12 protein-coding genes are annotated in these 18,132 nt (G+C 62.7%); 11 read left to right on the top strand and 1 reads right to left on the bottom strand.

Annotation, left to right across the window (positions count from 1 at the left end; genetic code table 11):
- Positions 1-306: 306 nt before the first annotated feature.
- From N5D61_RS03945 to N5D61_RS03910, 8 genes are all read left to right on the top strand, one after another.
- Positions 307-759 carry a MarR family transcriptional regulator gene (locus tag N5D61_RS03945; RefSeq protein WP_108238373.1) on the top strand — a complete coding sequence of 151 codons (453 nt, stop codon included), beginning with the start codon at positions 307-309 and terminating at the stop codon, positions 757-759.
- A complete protein-coding gene (locus tag N5D61_RS03940) occupies positions 756-2,855 on the top strand; it encodes an FUSC family protein (protein ID WP_279890945.1) in 2,100 nt (699 codons plus the stop codon). Before N5D61_RS03945 ends, N5D61_RS03940 begins: the two co-directional genes overlap by 4 nt.
- The gene (locus N5D61_RS03935; RefSeq protein ID WP_279890943.1) at positions 2,852-3,061 is read left to right on the top strand and encodes a DUF1656 domain-containing protein; all 210 of its coding nucleotides are present in this window, start codon (positions 2,852-2,854) and stop codon (positions 3,059-3,061) included. The genes N5D61_RS03940 and N5D61_RS03935 overlap by 4 nt, the downstream gene beginning before the upstream one ends.
- 1 nt (position 3,062) lies before the next feature.
- Positions 3,063-3,968 (top strand): HlyD family secretion protein, encoded by a 906-nt coding sequence (locus N5D61_RS03930; RefSeq protein WP_108238376.1) that lies wholly within the window; start codon positions 3,063-3,065, stop codon positions 3,966-3,968.
- Positions 3,965-5,407, top strand: coding sequence for a TolC family protein (locus tag N5D61_RS03925; RefSeq protein WP_279890941.1), 1,443 nt, complete (start codon positions 3,965-3,967; stop codon positions 5,405-5,407). The genes N5D61_RS03930 and N5D61_RS03925 overlap by 4 nt, the downstream gene beginning before the upstream one ends.
- A 161-nt stretch (positions 5,408-5,568) precedes the next feature.
- Positions 5,569-6,402, top strand: coding sequence for an aldo/keto reductase (locus N5D61_RS03920; RefSeq protein WP_279890940.1), 834 nt, complete (start codon positions 5,569-5,571; stop codon positions 6,400-6,402).
- A 151-nt stretch (positions 6,403-6,553) separates the two neighbouring features.
- Positions 6,554-7,570, top strand: a complete 1,017-nt coding sequence (locus N5D61_RS03915; RefSeq protein ID WP_279890938.1) for a transporter — start codon at positions 6,554-6,556, stop codon at positions 7,568-7,570.
- 318 nt (positions 7,571-7,888) lie between these two features.
- On the top strand, positions 7,889-9,493 hold the full coding sequence (locus N5D61_RS03910; protein WP_279890936.1) for an inorganic phosphate transporter: 1,605 nt from the start codon (positions 7,889-7,891) through the stop codon (positions 9,491-9,493).
- A 203-nt stretch (positions 9,494-9,696) separates the two neighbouring features.
- On the opposite strand, the gene N5D61_RS03905 is transcribed toward N5D61_RS03910, so the two are convergent.
- The gene (locus tag N5D61_RS03905; RefSeq protein WP_108238381.1) at positions 9,697-11,160 is read right to left on the bottom strand and encodes a glyceraldehyde-3-phosphate dehydrogenase; all 1,464 of its coding nucleotides are present in this window, start codon (positions 11,158-11,160) and stop codon (positions 9,697-9,699) included.
- A 181-nt stretch (positions 11,161-11,341) separates the two neighbouring features.
- Here N5D61_RS03905 and mfd point away from each other — a divergent pair, with 181 nt between their 5' ends.
- Genes mfd through N5D61_RS03890 form a run of 3 tightly spaced genes read left to right on the top strand, consistent with a single transcriptional unit; the run spans position 11,342 to position 18,125 of the window.
- Entirely contained in the window at positions 11,342-14,806 is a 3,465-nt protein-coding gene (gene mfd / locus N5D61_RS03900) for a transcription-repair coupling factor (protein ID WP_108238382.1), read from the top strand.
- Between the two features lie 9 nt (positions 14,807-14,815).
- The gene (locus N5D61_RS03895; RefSeq protein WP_279890932.1) at positions 14,816-15,406 is read left to right on the top strand and encodes a CsiV family protein; all 591 of its coding nucleotides are present in this window, start codon (positions 14,816-14,818) and stop codon (positions 15,404-15,406) included.
- A 13-nt stretch (positions 15,407-15,419) separates the two neighbouring features.
- The gene (locus N5D61_RS03890; RefSeq protein ID WP_279890930.1) at positions 15,420-18,125 is read left to right on the top strand and encodes a DEAD/DEAH box helicase; all 2,706 of its coding nucleotides are present in this window, start codon (positions 15,420-15,422) and stop codon (positions 18,123-18,125) included.
- Positions 18,126-18,132: the final 7 nt, after the last annotated feature.

Below are 18,132 nucleotides of genomic sequence, written 5' to 3'. Positions count from 1 at the left end.
GCGCCATTTTTTTGAACGCTGCCTTTAGACTTCACAAAATAATTCATCGGTTAAGATGAAAAAGGCGACGAACGGCTGAACCCTTTTGCCTATTCAATGTCGCTTCAGGCGCCTCGCGCTCAAATCGGCCCTTCGTTATTTTTCGAGCCGACCTCTCTGACGAACCTGCGCTGACCGCTCATCCCATTTTCGTTTGACGAAAATGCTTTGTTACCGGATATTAATAGTTAGCAACCTAATAATACGGCGTCTAATCATTCACTGCCTAACCAAATCCTGTTCGACGATCTATTCAGTGGCACGCTCATGACCCTCGATTCACTGCAAATGCACATCACTGGCGGCGTCGTCGCAGCATCACGTCAGTGGCGCCGCGTCTGTCAGACCACCTTGATGAACTATGGCGTATCGGAAGCCTGTGCCGGCCCGCTGCTGATGATCGCGCGCCTGGGTGAAGGTGTACGCCAAGTGACTGTGGCCCAGGCCTGCGGGCTGGAAAGCCCTTCGCTGGTGCGCCTGCTCGACCAATTGGGCAAGGCACGCCTGGTGCAGCGCACGGAAGACCCGACCGATCGCCGCGCCAAGGCGCTGAGCCTGACTGACGAAGGCCGCACATTGGCCAACTCCATCGAAGACGAACTGATCCGGCTGCGCCGCGACGTGTTCAGCGACATCGACCCCGCTGACCTGGAAGCCACCCTTCGCGTATTCCAAGCGTTCGCCAACGCCAGCCCGACCGGGCCGGAGTTGGCCTCTTGAACGCTCTTTTCAAAGGCTTCTTTCAGGACGTTCCGCCGGCTCGCGATTGGTTTTACGGCGTTCGGACGTTCGCCGCCTCCATGCTCGCGCTGTACCTGGCGCTGATTTTCGAACTGCCACGCCCTTACTGGGCCATGGCCACCGTGTACATCGTGTCCAGCCCTTTCGTAGCGCCCACCAGTTCCAAGGCTTTGTATCGGGCCGGCGGTACCTTTCTCGGGGCCGCGGCCTCGGTGCTCATCGTGCCGCTGTTCGTCCAGACGCCCTTCCTGCTCGCGGTGGTCATTGCCCTGTGGACCGGCACGCTGCTGTTCCTGTCCCTGCACCTGCGCACGGCCAACAGTTACGCGCTGATGCTGGCTGGTTACACCATGCCGCTGATCTCCTTCCCGGTGGTGGATAACCCCCAGGCCGTGTTCGACATCGCGGTCGCGCGCACCGAGGAAATCCTGCTGGGCATCGTGTGTGCTGCGGTAATCGGTGCGATGTTCTGGCCCCGGCGTCTGGCCCCGGTGCTGGTCGACTCCATGGGCAAGTGGTTCAAGGACGCCTCGGCCTACAGTGACCTGTTCCTCGCCCGTAACGCCACCCCTGAAGCGGTCGGCGCCCTGCGCACGGCGATGGTCGCGACGTTCAACTCACTGGAGCTGATGATCGGGCAACTGCCTCACGAAGGCACTCACCGGCAGACCGTTCGCAACGCCAAGGAATTGCGCGGGCGCATGATTCATCTACTGCCGACGATCGACGCCCTCGACGACGCGCTGTGGGCGCTGGAACGTCGCACCCCCGAACTGGTGGCTGATCTCGCGCCACTGATCATCGAATGTCGCGACTGGGTGGAGAAGACCGCCGACGGTGCGCCGATCGAATACTGGCAGGCGCTGCACGCAGAACTCGAGCGTTTGCAGCCGACGCCCGCCCAGGTGGACGATCGCCGGCAACTGCTGCTTTCCACCACGCTGTATCGCCTGCGCGAGTGGATCGACCTGTGGCAGGACTGTCGCAGCCTGCAACACGCCATCGAAACCGATGATCACCGCCCTTGGCGCGCGGTGTATCGCCACTGGCGTCTGGGGCGCCTGTCGCCGTTTCTCGACAAGGGGATGATGCTGTACTCGGTCGCCACCTCGGTCACCGCCATCATTGCCGCCTCGGTGCTCTGGATTCTGCTGGGTTGGCAAGACGGCGCCAGTGCCGTGGCGCTGGCGGCGGTGGCGTGCAGCTTCTTTGCCGCCATGGACGATCCGGCGCCGCAGATTTACCGGTTTTTCTACTGGACTTTTCTGTCGGTGATCTTTGCCAGCCTGTACCTGTTCGTGGTGCTGCCGAACCTGCATGACTTCCCGATGCTGGTGCTGGTCTTCGCCGTGCCCTTTATCGTGGTCGGCACCCTCACCGTGCAACCGAAGTTTTACCTCGGCACGCTGCTGACGATCGTCAACACCTCATCGTTCATCAGTATCCAGAGTGCCTACGACGCGGACTTCCTGAACTTCCTCAATGCCAACCTCGCGGGCCCGGCGGGCCTGGCGTTCGCCTTCGTCTGGACCCTGATCGTGCGGCCTTTCGGCACTGAAGTCGCCACCCGGCGCCTGACCCGTTTCAGCTGGAATGACATCGTATCGCTCAGCGAGGAAGCGACCCTGGCCGAGCACCGGCACATGGGGGTGCGCATGCTGGATCGCCTGATGCAGCATTTGCCACGCCTGGCCATTACTGCGCAGGACACCAACGTCGCCCTGCGCGAGGTGCGGGTCGCGCTGAACATGCTGGACCTGCTGGCGTATATGCCACGGGTTCACCCTGTGCCTCGCCAATTGTTGCGGCAGGTCGCCACCGAAGTCGGCGCGCATTTCCGCGCCTGCCTCAAGGCACGAGAGCGTCTGCCAGCGCCCAAGGGGCTGCTGATGACCATGGACCGCGCCCGCCGCGCGCTCACGTTCCAGTGGATGGGCGATGACCCGTCGCGCCTGCATCTGCTGCACGCCCTGAGCGGGCTGCGGCTGTCGCTGCTGCCGGGCGTGGAAATCGTCGACGTGCTGGCCGAGCGAGAAGAGCAACCGCCGTATGGCATCGATGGAGCGCCGCTATGATCGGTGATCTGGACATCAGCGGGATTTTCCTGCCCACGTTTCTGGTGTTGATGGGCATCACCTATGTGATTTTCCTCGGGCTGCACGCCGTGCTGTCCCGGATGCACTTCTATCGCCTGGTGTGGCACCGGGCTTTGTTCAACGTCGGTCTGTACGCCCTGCTGCTCGGCGTGGTGGATACCCTCAGTCGCTATCTGATGAGCTGAAATGAAAAAACCTTTACTGACCCTGGGCCGTGTGGTCCTGACACTGCTGGTTGTTCTGCTTGCCGCCATCGTCGTGTGGCGCATGGTGATGTATTACATGTATGCCCCCTGGACCCGCGACGGTCACATTCGCGCCGACGTGATCCAGATCGCTCCGGACGTATCCGGCCTGATCGAAAAAGTGTCGGTCACCGACAACCAAGCGATCCACAAAGGCCAGGTATTGTTCACCATTGACCAGGATCGCTTTCGCCTGGCCTTGCGCCAGGCTCAGGCGACCGTGGCCGAGCGCAAGGAAACCTGGGAACAGGCCCAGCGCGAAAACAGGCGCAACAAAGCGCTCGGCAATCTGGTGGCCCGTGAGCAACTGGAGGAGAGCCAGTCCAGGGAGGCACGCGCGTTGTCAGCGCTGAGCGAAGCCCAGGTGGCGGTGGACGCAGCCCAGTTGAACCTGGACCGCTCCGTGATTCGCAGCCCGGTCGATGGCTACCTCAATGATCGGGCGCCCCGTGATCGTGAGTTCGTCAGTGCCGGCAAGCCCGTGCTGTCCGTGGTGGACAGCGCCTCGTACCACATCGACGGCTATTTCGAAGAAACCAAGCTGGACGGCATTCACATCGGTTCTGCCGTCGACATCCGCGTGATAGGTGACAATGCCCGCCTGCGAGGGCACGTGGTCAGCATCGTTGCGGGTATCGAAGACCGCGACCGCACCAGCGGCAACAACCTGCTGCCCAACGTCAACCCGGCATTCAGTTGGGTACGCCTGGCCCAGCGGATTCCGGTGCGCATCGCTTTCGACGAAGTGCCCGAAGACTTCCGCATGATCGCTGGACGCACGGCCACGGTGTCGATCATCGACGACGCGGCGCACAGGCAAACCGCGCCGCAAGGAGGTACGCGATGAAACGCAGCGCGGCCCTATTGGGCGTGGGCCTGGGCTTGCTGCTGTCGGCCTGTACGGTGGTCGGTCCGGACTACCGGTTGCCCAAGGATGCGGCGGTCAATCGTCCCGATCTGCAGGGCCCGATCGCCGGCAGCTCGTCGAATGCCGTGTCGGCACCGGTCCCTGCGGATTGGTGGCGGCTCTACAAGGACCCCACCCTCGATGAACTGGTACGCCAGGCGCTGGCGTCCAGCACGGACCTGCGCGTCGCGGCCGCCAATCTGCAAAGGGCACGCTACCAGACCAATGAAGCCCAGGCCGCGGGCGGCTTCACCAACAGTGCCAAGGCCGGCGCCCAACGCTTGCAGGAATCCGGTCAGGCGTTTCTGTTACCCGAAAAAGTACCCGTGGCCAATGTCGCCGACATCGGGCTGACGACCTCTTATCAATTCGACCTGTTCGGTGTGCTGCAACGTGGCATCGAAGCGGCAGAGGCGAATACCGATGCGGCGCAGGCAGCGGTCGACACCGCACGGATTACGCTGGTGGCCGATGTGGTGCGTGCCTATACGCAGGTGTGTGCGGCCAACGAAGAGCGCAACATCGCGCTGCACTCGCTGGACCTGCAGCAACAAAGCCTGGCCCTGACTCAGCGCCTGCGCGATGCCGGACGCGGCGACGAAACTCAGGTCACCCGCTCCCAGACCCAGTACAAATCTCTGCGCGCCGACCTGCCTCGCTACACCGCTGCGCAAAAAGCCGGGATGTACCGCCTGTCGATGCTGTTGGCCAAACCTTTGGATCAATTGCCCAAAGCCGTGGCCGACTGCGCCGAGCTGCCGCGCATCGCTCAGGTCATGCCGGTCGGCGATGGTGCCGCGCTGCTCAAGCGACGCCCGGACGTGCGCCAGGCCGAACGGCGGCTGGCCGCGTCGAGCGCGGCAATCGGCGTGGCCACCGGCGAGCTTTATCCGGACATCAGCATCGGGGCAACGGTCGGCACCGTCGGCATTGTCGACGACCTCGGCGATCCGTCCACCAACCGCTGGGGCTTCGGCGGGCTGATCAACTGGACGCTGCCGTCCAATGGCGCGCGTGCGCGGATTCATATGGCCGAAGCATCGAACCAGGCCGCCCTGGCCCACTTCGACGGCGTGGTCCTGAACGCCATACGCGAGGCGCAAACCAGCCTGTCTCAATACACCGCGTTGCTGGAACGTCGCGATGCACTGGCCGATACCGAAGCCTCGGCCAGGCAGGCGGCGGACCAGACCCATCGGTTCTTCATGGCCGGTCGCGAGTCCTTCCTCGCCGACCTGCAAGCCACCCGCACCTACACCGACGTGACCGCGCAACTGGCCGCAGCCAACACGCAGGTGGCCATGGGGCAGATTGACTTGTTCCTGGCGCTGGGCGGGGGCTGGGAGAATAAGCAGGTGGCTGCGCAGAATCCGAAATGAACACCCCCCTGTAGGCGTGAGGCTGCTGCTGCAGGGTACCCCACCCGCCGCCATCCTGCGTTTGACGCGTGCCACCTGTCGCTTGCAACAGCTCGTCGAATGGAACCCTTCGCCGCCCGCACTGCCTGATCTCTCTATACCCACCCCGCAGGAGGCATCCCATGCGCACGCTGCAATTGGCTGAGAAAACCGTACCCGTCATCGGTCAGGGCACCTGGCGCATGGGCGAAGACCTGCAGCGGCGCCAAGCAGAAATCGCCGCCCTGCAATTGGGCATCGATATTGGGCTGACCCTGATCGACACCGCCGAGATGTATGGCGAAGGCGGTGCCGAGCAAGTGGTGGGTGAGGCCATCGCAGGCCGCCGCGATCAGGTCACGCTGGTGAGCAAGGTCTACCCGCATAACGCCAGCCGCCACGGCATTCCCGCCGCTTGCGAGCGCAGTCTGCAGCGGATGAAAACCGATCATATCGATCTTTACCTGCTGCACTGGCCGGGCTCGCACCCGCTCGATGAAACCGTCGAAGCCTTCGAACGCCTGCGCGAGGCTGGCAAGATCGGCCGCTGGGGGGTGTCCAATTTCGACGTTTCGGACCTGCTGGAGCTTGAAACCGTCGACTCCCCAACGGCCTGCGCCACCAATCAGGTGCTGTACAACCCGGAGCAGCGCGGTATCGAATACGACCTCCTCCCCTGGATGCAGAATGCCTACATGCCGCTTATGGCCTACTGCCCGATCGGGCAAGGGGGCGACCTGTTGATGAACCCTGCCATTCTCGAAGTCGCCAAGCGCCATGGCGCCACTCCCGCGCAGATCAGCCTGGCGTGGGTGCTGCGCCAGGACGGCGTGATCGCCATCCCGAAAGCAGTCGACCCCCATCACCTGCGGTCGAACGCCGAGGCGGTGAACATCGAGCTGACCCTGGACGACGAACTGCTGATCGACACGTCCTGGCCCGTACCGACGCGCAAGCGGCCGTTGGAAATGGTCTGAGCGCGGCGACAGGCCAGCAGGCCGGGCATCAAGGCCAATGAAAGCGACGGGCAGCAGCAGACTCAAAGAGTCACAAAAACGTCAAAAAGCCTTGCGATGATGCCGCTTTCGAGCCCATGCCCTTTCGGGCATTTTTCGCCTGCGAGCCTTCATGAATTCAAGCATTGCCCGGACCCACGACGCGGACATTTTCGGTCTGTTGTATGGCTTTCGATTTCGTCCAGGAGAGGCTGCGCAACAGATTGACTCGGCGGCCGCTCTGGACGCCTTGCGCAACCCCACCGACCCGAACACTTTCATCTGGCTGCACCTGAACCTCGCCCACGCCAGCTGCGAGCGCTGGCTGAAAACCCATCTGGACCTGCCCGAAGAATTTTTGGAAGCCTTGCGCGAAGGCTCACGCTCGACCCGCATCGAACACGTCGACTCCGCCCTGCTGGCGGTGGTCAACGACGTGGTGTTCGATTTCAACCGTGTGTCGACCGACATTGCCACGCTATGGGTGTGCGTGCGCAGCCACCTGATGATTTCTGCCCGGCATCAGCCCTTGCGCTCCGTCGACCGGCTGCGGTCCTCGGTCAAACAGGGGGAAACTTTTCGCTCTCCGCTGGAGTTGCTCGCGCACCTGGTACGCGATCAGAGCGACGTGCTGGCGCAGTTCATGCGCAAGACCAGCCTCAGCGTCGATCGCATCGAGGACCAATTGCTGGCACAGCGTCTGAGCAACAACCGCACCGAACTGGGCGCGATGCGTCGGGTGCTGGTGCGCCTGCAACGCTTGCTGGCGCTGGAGCCAGGCTCGTTGATGCGGTTGCTGCATCGCCCGCCCCAGTGGTTGCAGGAGGAAGATTTGCAAGAGCTGCGTCAATCCACGGAAGAGTCAGCGCTGGTGATCAGCGACCTCACGGCATTGGGCGAACGCATCAAACTGCTGCAAGAAGAAATCGCCGCCAACCTCAACGAGCAGAGCAGCCGTACGCTGTTCACCCTGACCGTCGTGACCGTACTCGCACTGCCGATCAACATCGTGGCAGGCTTCTTCGGCATGAACGTCGGAGGCATCCCGCTGGCCAGCGACCCCCATGGGTTCTGGATTCTGGTGGTGTTGGTGGCGTCGTTCACTTTCATCGCCGGGCGCTGGGCGTTTCGCAAAAGTCGGGAGTATTGAACCTCCGCTAATCCGCCTCTGGCCGAAGGCCGTAGGAGCGCGCTTGCCCGCGATCTGCCGCAGCGCGGCAGTGAAATCAGACACCTCGGCTCTTTCTGGTACACCGCGTTGGCAGGGTTTTGCTGCCGCTCTGCGGCAGATCGCGGGCAAGCGCGCTCCTACGCCTTCGGCAGCATCAAAAGCAGCGCGTGTCTAACGTTTCCTAACGCCACCCATCCGTTATCGCCACAAATCCTCTCGAACCCTGACCTGCGTCGCATCCTTGTCACATTTTGAAATGATCATGGTTGCCACTTCACCTCGACAGGATTGTGAATCATGGCAACTCCCTCTCTGGCCCGCGACGCTGCCGGGCCGAGCGTTCAATTCGGGCGCAAGCCTGGTGTGCTGACGATGGTGGTGTTTTTTGCCGTTCTCGCGCTGGGCCTGCTCTACACCGCCTTCAGTCTGAAATCGGACATGGATGACCTGGGCACGGTGGTCACGACCTGGGTGCCCTTTTTGCTGCTGGGCGTCGCGCTGGTGATCGCGCTGGGCTTCGAGTTCGTCAATGGCTTCCACGACACGGCCAATGCGGTCGCGACGGTGATCTATACCCACTCGCTGCCGCCGAACGTCGCGGTGCTCTGGTCTGGCGCGTTCAACTTTCTCGGGGTGCTGTTTTCCAGCGGGGCGGTGGCCTTTGGCATCATCGCCCTGCTGCCGGTGGAACTGATCCTGCAGGTCGGCTCTTCTGCGGGGTACGCCATGATCTTCGCCCTGCTCATCGCCGCCATCGTATGGAACCTCGGCACCTGGTGGCTGGGCTTGCCCGCGTCGTCTTCGCATACGCTGATCGGCTCGATCATCGGGGTCGGCGTGGCCAACGCGCTGATGCACGGTCGCGATGGCACCAGTGGGGTGGACTGGTCCCAGGCGACCAAGATTGGCTATTCGCTGCTGCTCTCGCCGCTGGTGGGCTTCACGTGCGCGGCGCTGTTGTTGCTGGCGCTGCGTGCGTTCGTCAAGAATCGCGCGCTGTACAAGGCACCTAAGGGCAACACCCCACCACCGCTGTGGATTCGGGGGCTGTTGATCCTGACGTGCACTGGCGTGTCCTTTGCCCACGGCTCCAACGACGGTCAGAAAGGCATGGGCCTGATCATGCTGATCCTGGTCGGCACGCTGCCAATGGCCTATGCCCTCAACCGTGCGATGCCCGCCGATGAATCGGTGCAGTTCGCCGCAGTGGCGCAGGTCACCCAGCAAGCCTTGATCAAGACCGCGCCTCTGCCCGCGCCGGCTGACTCTCGCAAGACCTTGTCCGACTACATCCGCGACAAACAGCCCACGCCCGAGCTGATCCCGGCTCTGGCCGTCATGGCCGGCAAGATCGGTGACCAGGTCGCCAGCTACGGCTCCCTGGCCAAGGTGCCCGCCGAAGCCACCGCCAACGTGCGCAACGACATGTACCTGACTTCCGAAGCCATCCGGCTCATGGACAAGCACAAGGCCGTCCATTTCGACGCCGACACCCAGGGCAAGGTGCAACTGTTCAAGCAACAGATCGACAACGCGACCCGCTTCATCCCGCTGTGGGTCAAGGTCGCTGTCGCCATCGCGTTGGGGCTCGGAACCATGGTGGGCTGGAAGCGCATCGTCGTGACCGTTGGCGAGAAGATCGGCAAGACCCACCTGACCTACGCCCAGGGCGCGTCGGCGGAAGTGGTCGCCATGCTGACCATCGGCGCGGCGGACATGTACGGCCTGCCCGTGTCGACGACCCACGTGCTGTCGTCCGGCGTGGCCGGCAGCATGACCGCCAATGGCTCGGGTCTGCAGTTGCGCACGCTGCGCAATCTGGCGCTGGCCTGGGTACTGACCTTGCCTGCGGCGATTCTGCTGTCGGGCGGGCTTTATTGGCTATTCACCCAACTCTTCTGACGCGAAGCGTTTCCCCGCTCTCCTTCACAGGCGCTCCGGCGCCTGTTTTTTTGCGCTGCATCCCCCCGAACGAAATCTTCACGATCCGCGGTCTACCCCCCAGCACCGCTTGGAACGCAAACGCCGCCAACAAAAACGCCACGACCGAATGACCCGGTCGTGGCGTTCTGGGTGCGAAGCTGCTCGCGTAGAGCGGGGTTGCGTTATGTCGGGAACGCGGGCGGGTTGACCCCGGCCATGTCTTCCATCACGCGGACCACCTGGCAGCTATAACCGAATTCGTTGTCGTACCAGACGTACAACACGACGCGGTTGTCGTTGCAGATGGTGGCTTCGGCGTCGACCACCCCGGCGTGGCGCGAGCCCACGAAGTCGGTGGAGACCACTTCCTGCGAGTTCACGAAGTCGATCTGCTTGTGCAGGTCCGAATAGAGCGCCGTCTGGCGCAGGTATTCGTTGACTTCGTCACGCGTGGTTTCCTGACCCAGGTTCAGGTTCAGGATGGCCATGGAGACGTTTGGCGTCGGCACGCGGATGGCGTTGCCGGTCAGCTTGCCGGCCAGCTCAGGCAGGGCCTTGGCTGCCGCGGTGGCCGCACCCGTTTCGGTGATGACCATGTTCAGCGCGGCGCTGCGGCCACGACGGTCGCCCTTGTGGAAGTTGTCGATCAGGTTCTGGTCGTTGGTGTACGAGTGAACGGTTTCGACGTGGCCATTGACGATGCCGAACTTGTCGTTGATCGCCTTGAGCACCGGCACGATGGCGTTGGTGGTGCAGGACGCCGCCGAGATGATCTTGTCATCGGCGGTGATCTGCTGATGGTTGATGCCATGAACGATGTTCTTCAGCTTGCCCTTGCCCGGTGCGGTCAGCACCACGCGATCGACGCCCGGGCATTGCAGGTGCTGGCCCAGGCCATCGGCATCGCGCCATACACCGGTGTTGTCGACCAGCAAAGCGTCCTTGATGCCGTACTGGGTGTAATCCACCTCGGTCGGATTCTTGGCGTAGATCACCTGGATCAGGTTGCCGTTGGCGGTGATGGTGTTGTTGGCTTCGTCGACGGTGATGGTGCCGTCGAACGGGCCGTGCACCGAATCGCGGCGCAGCAGGCTCGCACGCTTGATCAGGTCGTTTTCAGCGCCCTTGCGCACGACGATGGCGCGCAGGCGCAGCCCATCGCCGCCCCCGGTTTTCTCGATCAGGATACGCGCCAGCAGGCGGCCGATGCGGCCGAAACCGTACAGCACGACGTCGGTGCCCTTGCGTGCGCCGGCATTCTGCTGACCGACGACTTCGGCCAGTTCCTCGCGCACGAACTGCTCGGCAGTGCGGCCGTTTGCCTCGGCCTTGTATTTGACGGCCAGCTTGCCCAGGTCCACCGAGGCGGCGCCCAGCTTGAGTTCGCTCATCGCTTTGATGAGCGGGAAAGTTTCGTGTACGGACAATTCGGTCGCGTCAGCCTGACGGTGACGGGCAAAGCGGTGCGCTTTGAGAATGGCGATGACTGAACGGTTGATCAGAGTACGGCCATAGATCGAACTCACCACATTGTTGTTGCGGTAGAGCTGACCGATAAGAGGGATCATCGCCTCGGCGAGCGCTTCACGATCGATCCATTCACCAAGACACTGGTCGGGCTTCTGAGTCACGGGAACCTTCCACATGTAGGGGCTGAAAAAAGGGACTACATTATGCTCAAGCCTTTGTTTATAAGCAATCCGGAGTTTTCATGTAGCCTGGCACTACATAATTCGGCGCCTACGAAGACGAGCACAAAACTGACAGCGCAATGCCGATTTAGTTACAATCCCCGGCTTTGCCGCAACGCCTGGAGCCTTACCTTCCGTGCCCGTTCTGCGCCTACCGATTCTTCCCGCCGCCTCCGGCAAACAACTGTGGGGCAACCTGCCCGGTGCCGCCCAGAGTCTGGCGATTGCCGAGGCCGCGAGCGCCGCGAAACGCTTCACCCTGCTGCTGACCGCCGACAGCCAGAGCGCCGAGCGGCTGGAGCAGGAATTGAAGTTCTTCGCCCCCGACCTGCCAGTGCTGCACTTCCCTGATTGGGAAACCCTGCCCTACGACCTGTTTTCGCCCCACCAGGACATCATTTCCCAGCGCATCGCCAGCCTCTATCGGCTGCCGGAGCTGGTGCACGGCGTGCTGGTGGTCCCCATCACCACCGCCTTGCACCGCCTGGCCCCGACGCAGTTCCTGCTCGGCAGCAGTCTGGTGCTGGACGTGGGCCAGAAACTCGACGTCGAAGCCATGCGCACGCGCCTGGAAGCCAGCGGCTACCGCTACGTCGACACGGTCTATGAACACGGCGAATTCACCGTGCGCGGCGCGCTGATCGATCTGTTCCCCATGGGCAGCAAGTTGCCCTACCGGATCGACCTCTTCGATGACGAAATCGAAACCCTGCGCACCTTCGAGCCGGACACTCAGCGCTCCATCGACAAGGTCGATTCGGTGCGCCTGCTGCCGGCCAAGGAATTTCCGTTGCAGAAAGAGGCCGTGGTGCGATTCAAGGCGCGTTTCCGCGAGCGCTTCGACGTCGACTTCCGCCGCAGCCCGATCTTCCAGGACCTCAACAGCGGCATTACGCCCGCGGGCATCGAGTACTACATTCCGCTGTTCTTCGAGGAAACCTCCACCCTCTTCGACTATCTCCCCCAGGACACTCAGGTGTTTTCGTTGCCAGGGATCGAAACGGCGGCGGAGACTTTCTGGAAAGACGTGCGCAACCGCTATGAAGAACGTCGTGTCGACCCGGATCGGCCGCTGCTGCCGCCTGACGAGCTTTTCCTGCCGGTGGAAGACTGCTTCGCTCGCCTGAAAAGCTGGCCACGGGTGGTGGTCAGCCAGGACGATGTGGACACCGGCGTGGGTCGCGAGCGCTTCCCGGCCCAGGCGTTACCGGACCTGGCCATCGAAGCCAAGGCCAACCAGCCGCTGGCGGCACTGTCCCGTTTCCTGGACGGGTTCGCGGGCCGGGTGCTGTTCACTGCCGAATCGGCGGGCCGTCGGGAAGTGCTGCTGGAATTGCTCGACCGCCTGAAACTGCGCCCGAAGACCGTGGACAGTTGGCAGGGGTTCGTCGACAGCACGGAGCGGCTGGCGATCACCATCGCGCCGCTGGACGAAGGCCTGGCGCTCGATCAACCGGCGCTGGCACTGATCGCCGAAAGTCCGTTGTTCGGCCAACGCGTGATGCAGCGTCGTCGCCGCGACAAGCGGATGGACGGGCACGCCAACGATGCCGTGATCAAGAACCTTGCCGAGCTGCGCGAGGGCGCGCCGGTGGTGCACATCGATCATGGTGTGGGACGCTACCTGGGCCTGGCCACGCTGGAGGTGGAAAACCAGGTCGCCGAATTTCTCATGCTGGCCTATGCCGACGACGCCAAGCTGTATGTACCGGTCGCCAACCTGCACCTGATCGCCCGCTACACCGGCAGCGACGACGAGCTGGCGCCGTTGCATCGGTTGGGTTCCGAGGCCTGGCAGAAAGCCAAGCGCAAGGCCGCCGAGCAGGTGCGCGACGTGGCGGCCGAGCTGCTCGACATCTACGCCCGTCGCGCCGCCCGCGAAGGCTATGCCTTCGCCGATCCGAAACTGGACTACGAAACCTTCAGCGCAGGCTTTCCTTTCGAAGAAACGCCGGACCAGCAAACCACCATCGAAGCGGTGCGCGCCGACATGCTGGCGCCCAAACCAATGGACCGCCTGGTCTGCGGCGACGTGGGTTTCGGCAAGACCGAGGTGGCCATGCGCGCCGCGTTCATCGCCGTACATGGCGGTAAACAGGTGGCGATCCTCGTGCCCACCACCCTGCTTGCCCAACAGCACTACAACAGCTTTCGCGACCGCTTCGCCGACTGGCCGGTGAAGGTCGAGGTCATGAGCCGCTTCAAATCGACCAAGGAGGTCAACGCCGCCATCGCCGACCTGGCCGAGGGCAAGATCGACATCGTCATCGGCACCCACAAGCTGTTGCAGGACGACGTCAAGATCAAGAACTTGGGCTTGGTGATCATCGACGAAGAGCACCGCTTCGGGGTCCGTCAGAAGGAACAGCTCAAGGCGCTGCGCAGTGAGGTCGACATCCTGACGCTGACTGCCACGCCGATTCCCCGCACCCTTAACATGGCCGTGGCTGGCATGCGCGACCTGTCGATCATCGCCACGCCACCCGCCCGCCGGCTGTCGGTGCGCACCTTCGTGATGGAGCAGAACAAGCCCACGGTCAAGGAAGCGCTGCTGCGTGAGCTGCTGCGTGGCGGTCAGGTCTATTACCTGCACAACGACGTCAAGACCATCGAGAAGTGCGCCGCCGATCTGGCCGAGCTGGTGCCCGAAGCGCGTATCGGCGTCGGTCACGGGCAGATGAACGAGCGCGAGCTCGAGCAGGTGATGAGTGACTTTTACCACAAGCGTTTCAATGTGCTGATCGCATCGACCATCATCGAAACGGGCATCGACGTGCCCAGCGCCAACACCATCATCATCGAACGCGCCGACAAGTTCGGCCTGGCCCAGTTGCACCAGTTGCGTGGCCGTGTCGGGCGCAGTCACCACCAGGCTTACGCCTACCTGCTGACGCCGCCGCGCAAGCAGATCACCCCCGATGCGGAAAAGCGCCTGGAAGCCATCGCCAACACCCAGGACCTGGGCGCGGGCTTCGTGCTGGCGACCAACGACCTGGAAATCCGCGGCGCAGGCGAATTGCTCGGCGAAGGCCAGAGCGGCCAGATCCAGGCCGTGGGCTTCACGCTGTACATGGAGATGCTCGAACGTGCGGTGAAGTCGATCCGCAAGGGCGAGCAGCCGAACCTGGAGCAGCCACTGGGCGGCGGGCCGGAAATCAATTTGCGGGTGCCGGGGCTGATTCCGGAGGACTACCTGCCGGACGTGCATGCGCGGCTGATTCTCTATAAACGCATCGCCAACGCGGCCGACGAAGACGGGCTCAAAGACCTTCAGGTGGAAATGATCGACCGTTTCGGCCTGCTGCCCGAACCCACCAAGAACCTGGTGCGCATGACCTTGCTCAAACTCAAGGCCGATCAACTGGGCATCCGGAAAATCGACGCAGGGCCACAGGGGGGCCGCATCGAGTTTGGCGCCGAGACCCCTGTCGACCCGCTGACGCTGATCAAGCTGATTCAAGCCCAGCCCAAGCGTTACAAATTCGAAGGCGCCACGCTGTTCAAGTTCATGGTACCGATGGAACGACCCGAGGAGCGTTTCAACATCATCGAAGCGCTGCTCGAACGCCTGACACCGCAGCCCTCTACGAAATCGTCATAAGGACTCACCATGCGCGTGTTTCGCTCACTCGCCCTGCTGCTGACGCTGGTCGCTCCGATTGCATTGGCCGCAGACCTGGACACGGATGCGGTCGCTGCACCGGACACCTCGTTTGTCGCGGGCAATTTCAATTACCAGGTGGAGCTCATCCTGTTCCGTCAGAACGGTGAGCCGGCTGCCACCAACCAAAGGGCACCGGAAGACTGGGCCGCAGGTGCGCAGGCCTTGGGCGCCGAGAGCAAGACCTCCACGACCCTCGACACTCTGGTGGGCAAACTGGCCGCCAGCCAGGGCTATCAGGTCCTGCTTCACCGGGCCTGGCAGCAGCCCCTGAGCGCCACCCCGAGCCGAGTGGCGATCAGCGACGGGCAGGCGCAATTCGGCCATTATCCGATCGAAGGCACCGTGAGCCTGAGCTTGGCGCGTTTTACCGACATCGACGCCAATTTCTGGGTCAACCAGCTCGACGATCATGGGGTGCTGGTGAGCAGCGAACGCATGCGTCAGGCAACACGTGTCAGAAATGGTGAATTGACCTATCTGGACAATGGAAGCCTGGCCATGCTGATCAAGGTTTCTCCGCTTCCAGCCCCCCGCTGACGAAGGGCAAGACGTGTCATCGTTACTGGAAAAAGCCCTGTCCCTGCCATGGGAACCGTTGTTCAAGGCTCAGAGCCTGGAACGCGGGCTCAGCTATGCCCGTGAACACCGCATCGTGGTCCAGCAGTTGATGCCCGATCTGGTGCGCACGGCGTGCCGGGGGTCTGCGCTGCAGACCTACGTGCAGACCTTGCAATTCAAGGACCCCGACCGCACTCGCCACTTCGTGGTGGGGGTTTGCACCTGCCCGGTGAGAAACAACTGCAAGCATTGCGCGGCCGCGTTGTATTACTTGAGCGACCCGGAAAACAAACCCGGGGTTCTGGCCGCCGTCGAGCGGGAAAGACCGGTCGCCGAGGCCCCTGCCACGCCCAGCTCGCCGTTGCCGGAGCGTATCGAGAAAAAGATCAAGCCTCAGCCACGCCTGACACTCGCCAGTTTCGAATTCAGCGCCTACGAACCTCGCAACGGCAAAATGCAACGACACGTCCAGCATCGCGCCGCCCTGGCGTTTCGTTATCGTGAGCTGTACGCCTCAGGCATCCCGGCACCGGGGCGGCCCAGCGATCTGCTCTGGCATCTGAAGGAGGAAACCCTGCGCCTGCGCCGCCACCTGGACCTTGAGGCGCAGTACCGCAAACAGCTTCAGGATCTGGGTTTTCGCATCGCAACTCGCCAGAGCAAGGCCCTGCCCGACAGCGCCGGCGAAATGCTGGAACTGCCCACCGACAAGGCCTGGCTGACTTTCATGCTCGACGAATTGCCGAAACTGCGCGCGAGCGGCTGGCAGATCGAAATGGCGCCGGACTTCGGTTTTGACGTGACCCCGGTCGAGGACTGGTATGCCGTTGTCGACGAACAGCCGGAACGCGACTGGTTCGATCTGGAACTGGGGATCATCGTCAACGGCGAGCGCCTGAGCCTGTTGCCGATCCTGATCAACCTGCTGCGCACCCACCCGGAACTGATGAGCCTGGAGGGGATCGCCAAGCGTCGCGACGACGAACAATTGCTGGTGCAGCTCAATCACTTCACCCAGCGCGGCGGCGGTCCGATTCAGGTTGCGCTGCCCTACGGACGGCTGCGCCCGGTGCTTGCGACACTGGGCGACTTTTACTGGCGCGAGGACGGCAACCACTCCATCCGGGTGAAAACGGCGGATGCCGGGCGCCTCACCCACCTCGACGATATGCCCTTGGTGTGGCAAGGCGGCGACCGTCTGCGGCAATTCGCCGAACGCCTGGTCAACATCAAGGACGCGCGGGTGACGCCCCCCGATGGCCTGAATGCCACACTGCGCCCCTACCAGCTGGAAGGTCTGAGCTGGATGCAGGCCCTGCGTGAGCTCGAAGTGGGCGGCGTGCTGGCCGACGACATGGGGCTTGGCAAAACCCTGCAGACCCTCGCCCACTTGCTCAAGGAAAAGGAGGCTGGGCGCCTGACCCATCCAGCGCTGGCGGTCATGCCGACCAGCCTGATCCCGAACTGGATGGACGAAGCGAAGCATTTCACAGCGCCACTCAAAGTGCTGGCCCTGTACGGCGCCAACCGGCACCTGGACTTCAACCGCCTGAACGAATACGACCTGATTCTGACCACCTACGCACTGCTGCCCCGGGACGTCGAAATCCTGGGCAAACAGCTGTTCCATGTGCTGGTGCTGGATGAGGCGCAGTACATCAAGAACCCTGGCAGCAAGGCGGCGCAGGCGGCGCGCCAATTGAACGCCCGCCAGCGCCTGTGCCTGAGTGGTACCCCGCTGGAAAACCATCTGGGGGAGCTGTGGTCGTTGTTCCACTTCCTGATGCCCGGATGGCTGGGGGATGCCAAACAATTCGGCAGCAATTACCGCACCCCCATTGAGCGCCTGGGCGACGAGGCGCGCTTGCAGCACCTGAACGCGCGCATCAGGCCGTTCCTGCTGCGGCGCACCAAGGAACAGGTCGCCACCGAGTTGCCGCCGAAGACGGAAATCGTGCATTGGGTCGAGCTCAACGATGCGCAGCGTGACGTCTACGAGACCATGCGCCTGGCGATGGACAAAAAGGTGCGTGACGAGATCACCGCCAAGGGGGCGGCGCGCAGCCAGATCATCATCCTGGAAGCCTTGCTCAAGCTGCGGCAGGTTTGCTGCGACCTGCGGCTGGTGAAGAGCGCCCCGACGACGGGGCGCCATTCCAGCTCGGCCAAGCTGGAAAGCCTGATGGATATGATCGAAGAATTGCTCGCGGAAAATCGCAGGATTCTCCTGTTCTCGCAGTTCACCTCGATGCTCGAACTGATCGAAGCCGAACTGGCTCAACGCGGTATCGCCTACGCCCTGCTGACCGGCCAGACCCGCGACCGGCGCACCCCGGTGCAAGAGTTTCAAAGTGGCAAACGCCCGATCTTTCTGATCAGCCTCAAGGCAGGCGGTACAGGCCTAAATTTGACCGCCGCCGACACGGTGATCCATTACGACCCCTGGTGGAACCCGGCGGCGGAAAACCAAGCGACCGATCGCGCTTACCGGATCGGGCAGGAAAAGCCGGTCTTCGTCTACAAGATGATCGCCCGCGGCACGGTGGAAGAAAAAATCCAGCACCTGCAGCAGGAGAAGTCGGCACTGGCAGCGGGCATTCTGGATGGCCGCAAGGCGGGGGACTGGAAGCTGCAAGAGGAAGACATCGAAGCGCTGTTCGCCCCGCTGCCTGCGCCGCCGAAAAAAGTGAAACGCTGACGTCACG

The organism is Pseudomonas sp. GD03842 (assembly GCF_029841165.1).
Lineage (GTDB): Bacteria > Pseudomonadota > Gammaproteobacteria > Pseudomonadales > Pseudomonadaceae > Aquipseudomonas.
The sequence above is the reverse complement of the archived record's forward strand: the minus strand, read 5'-3'. Positions and strand labels throughout refer to the sequence as shown.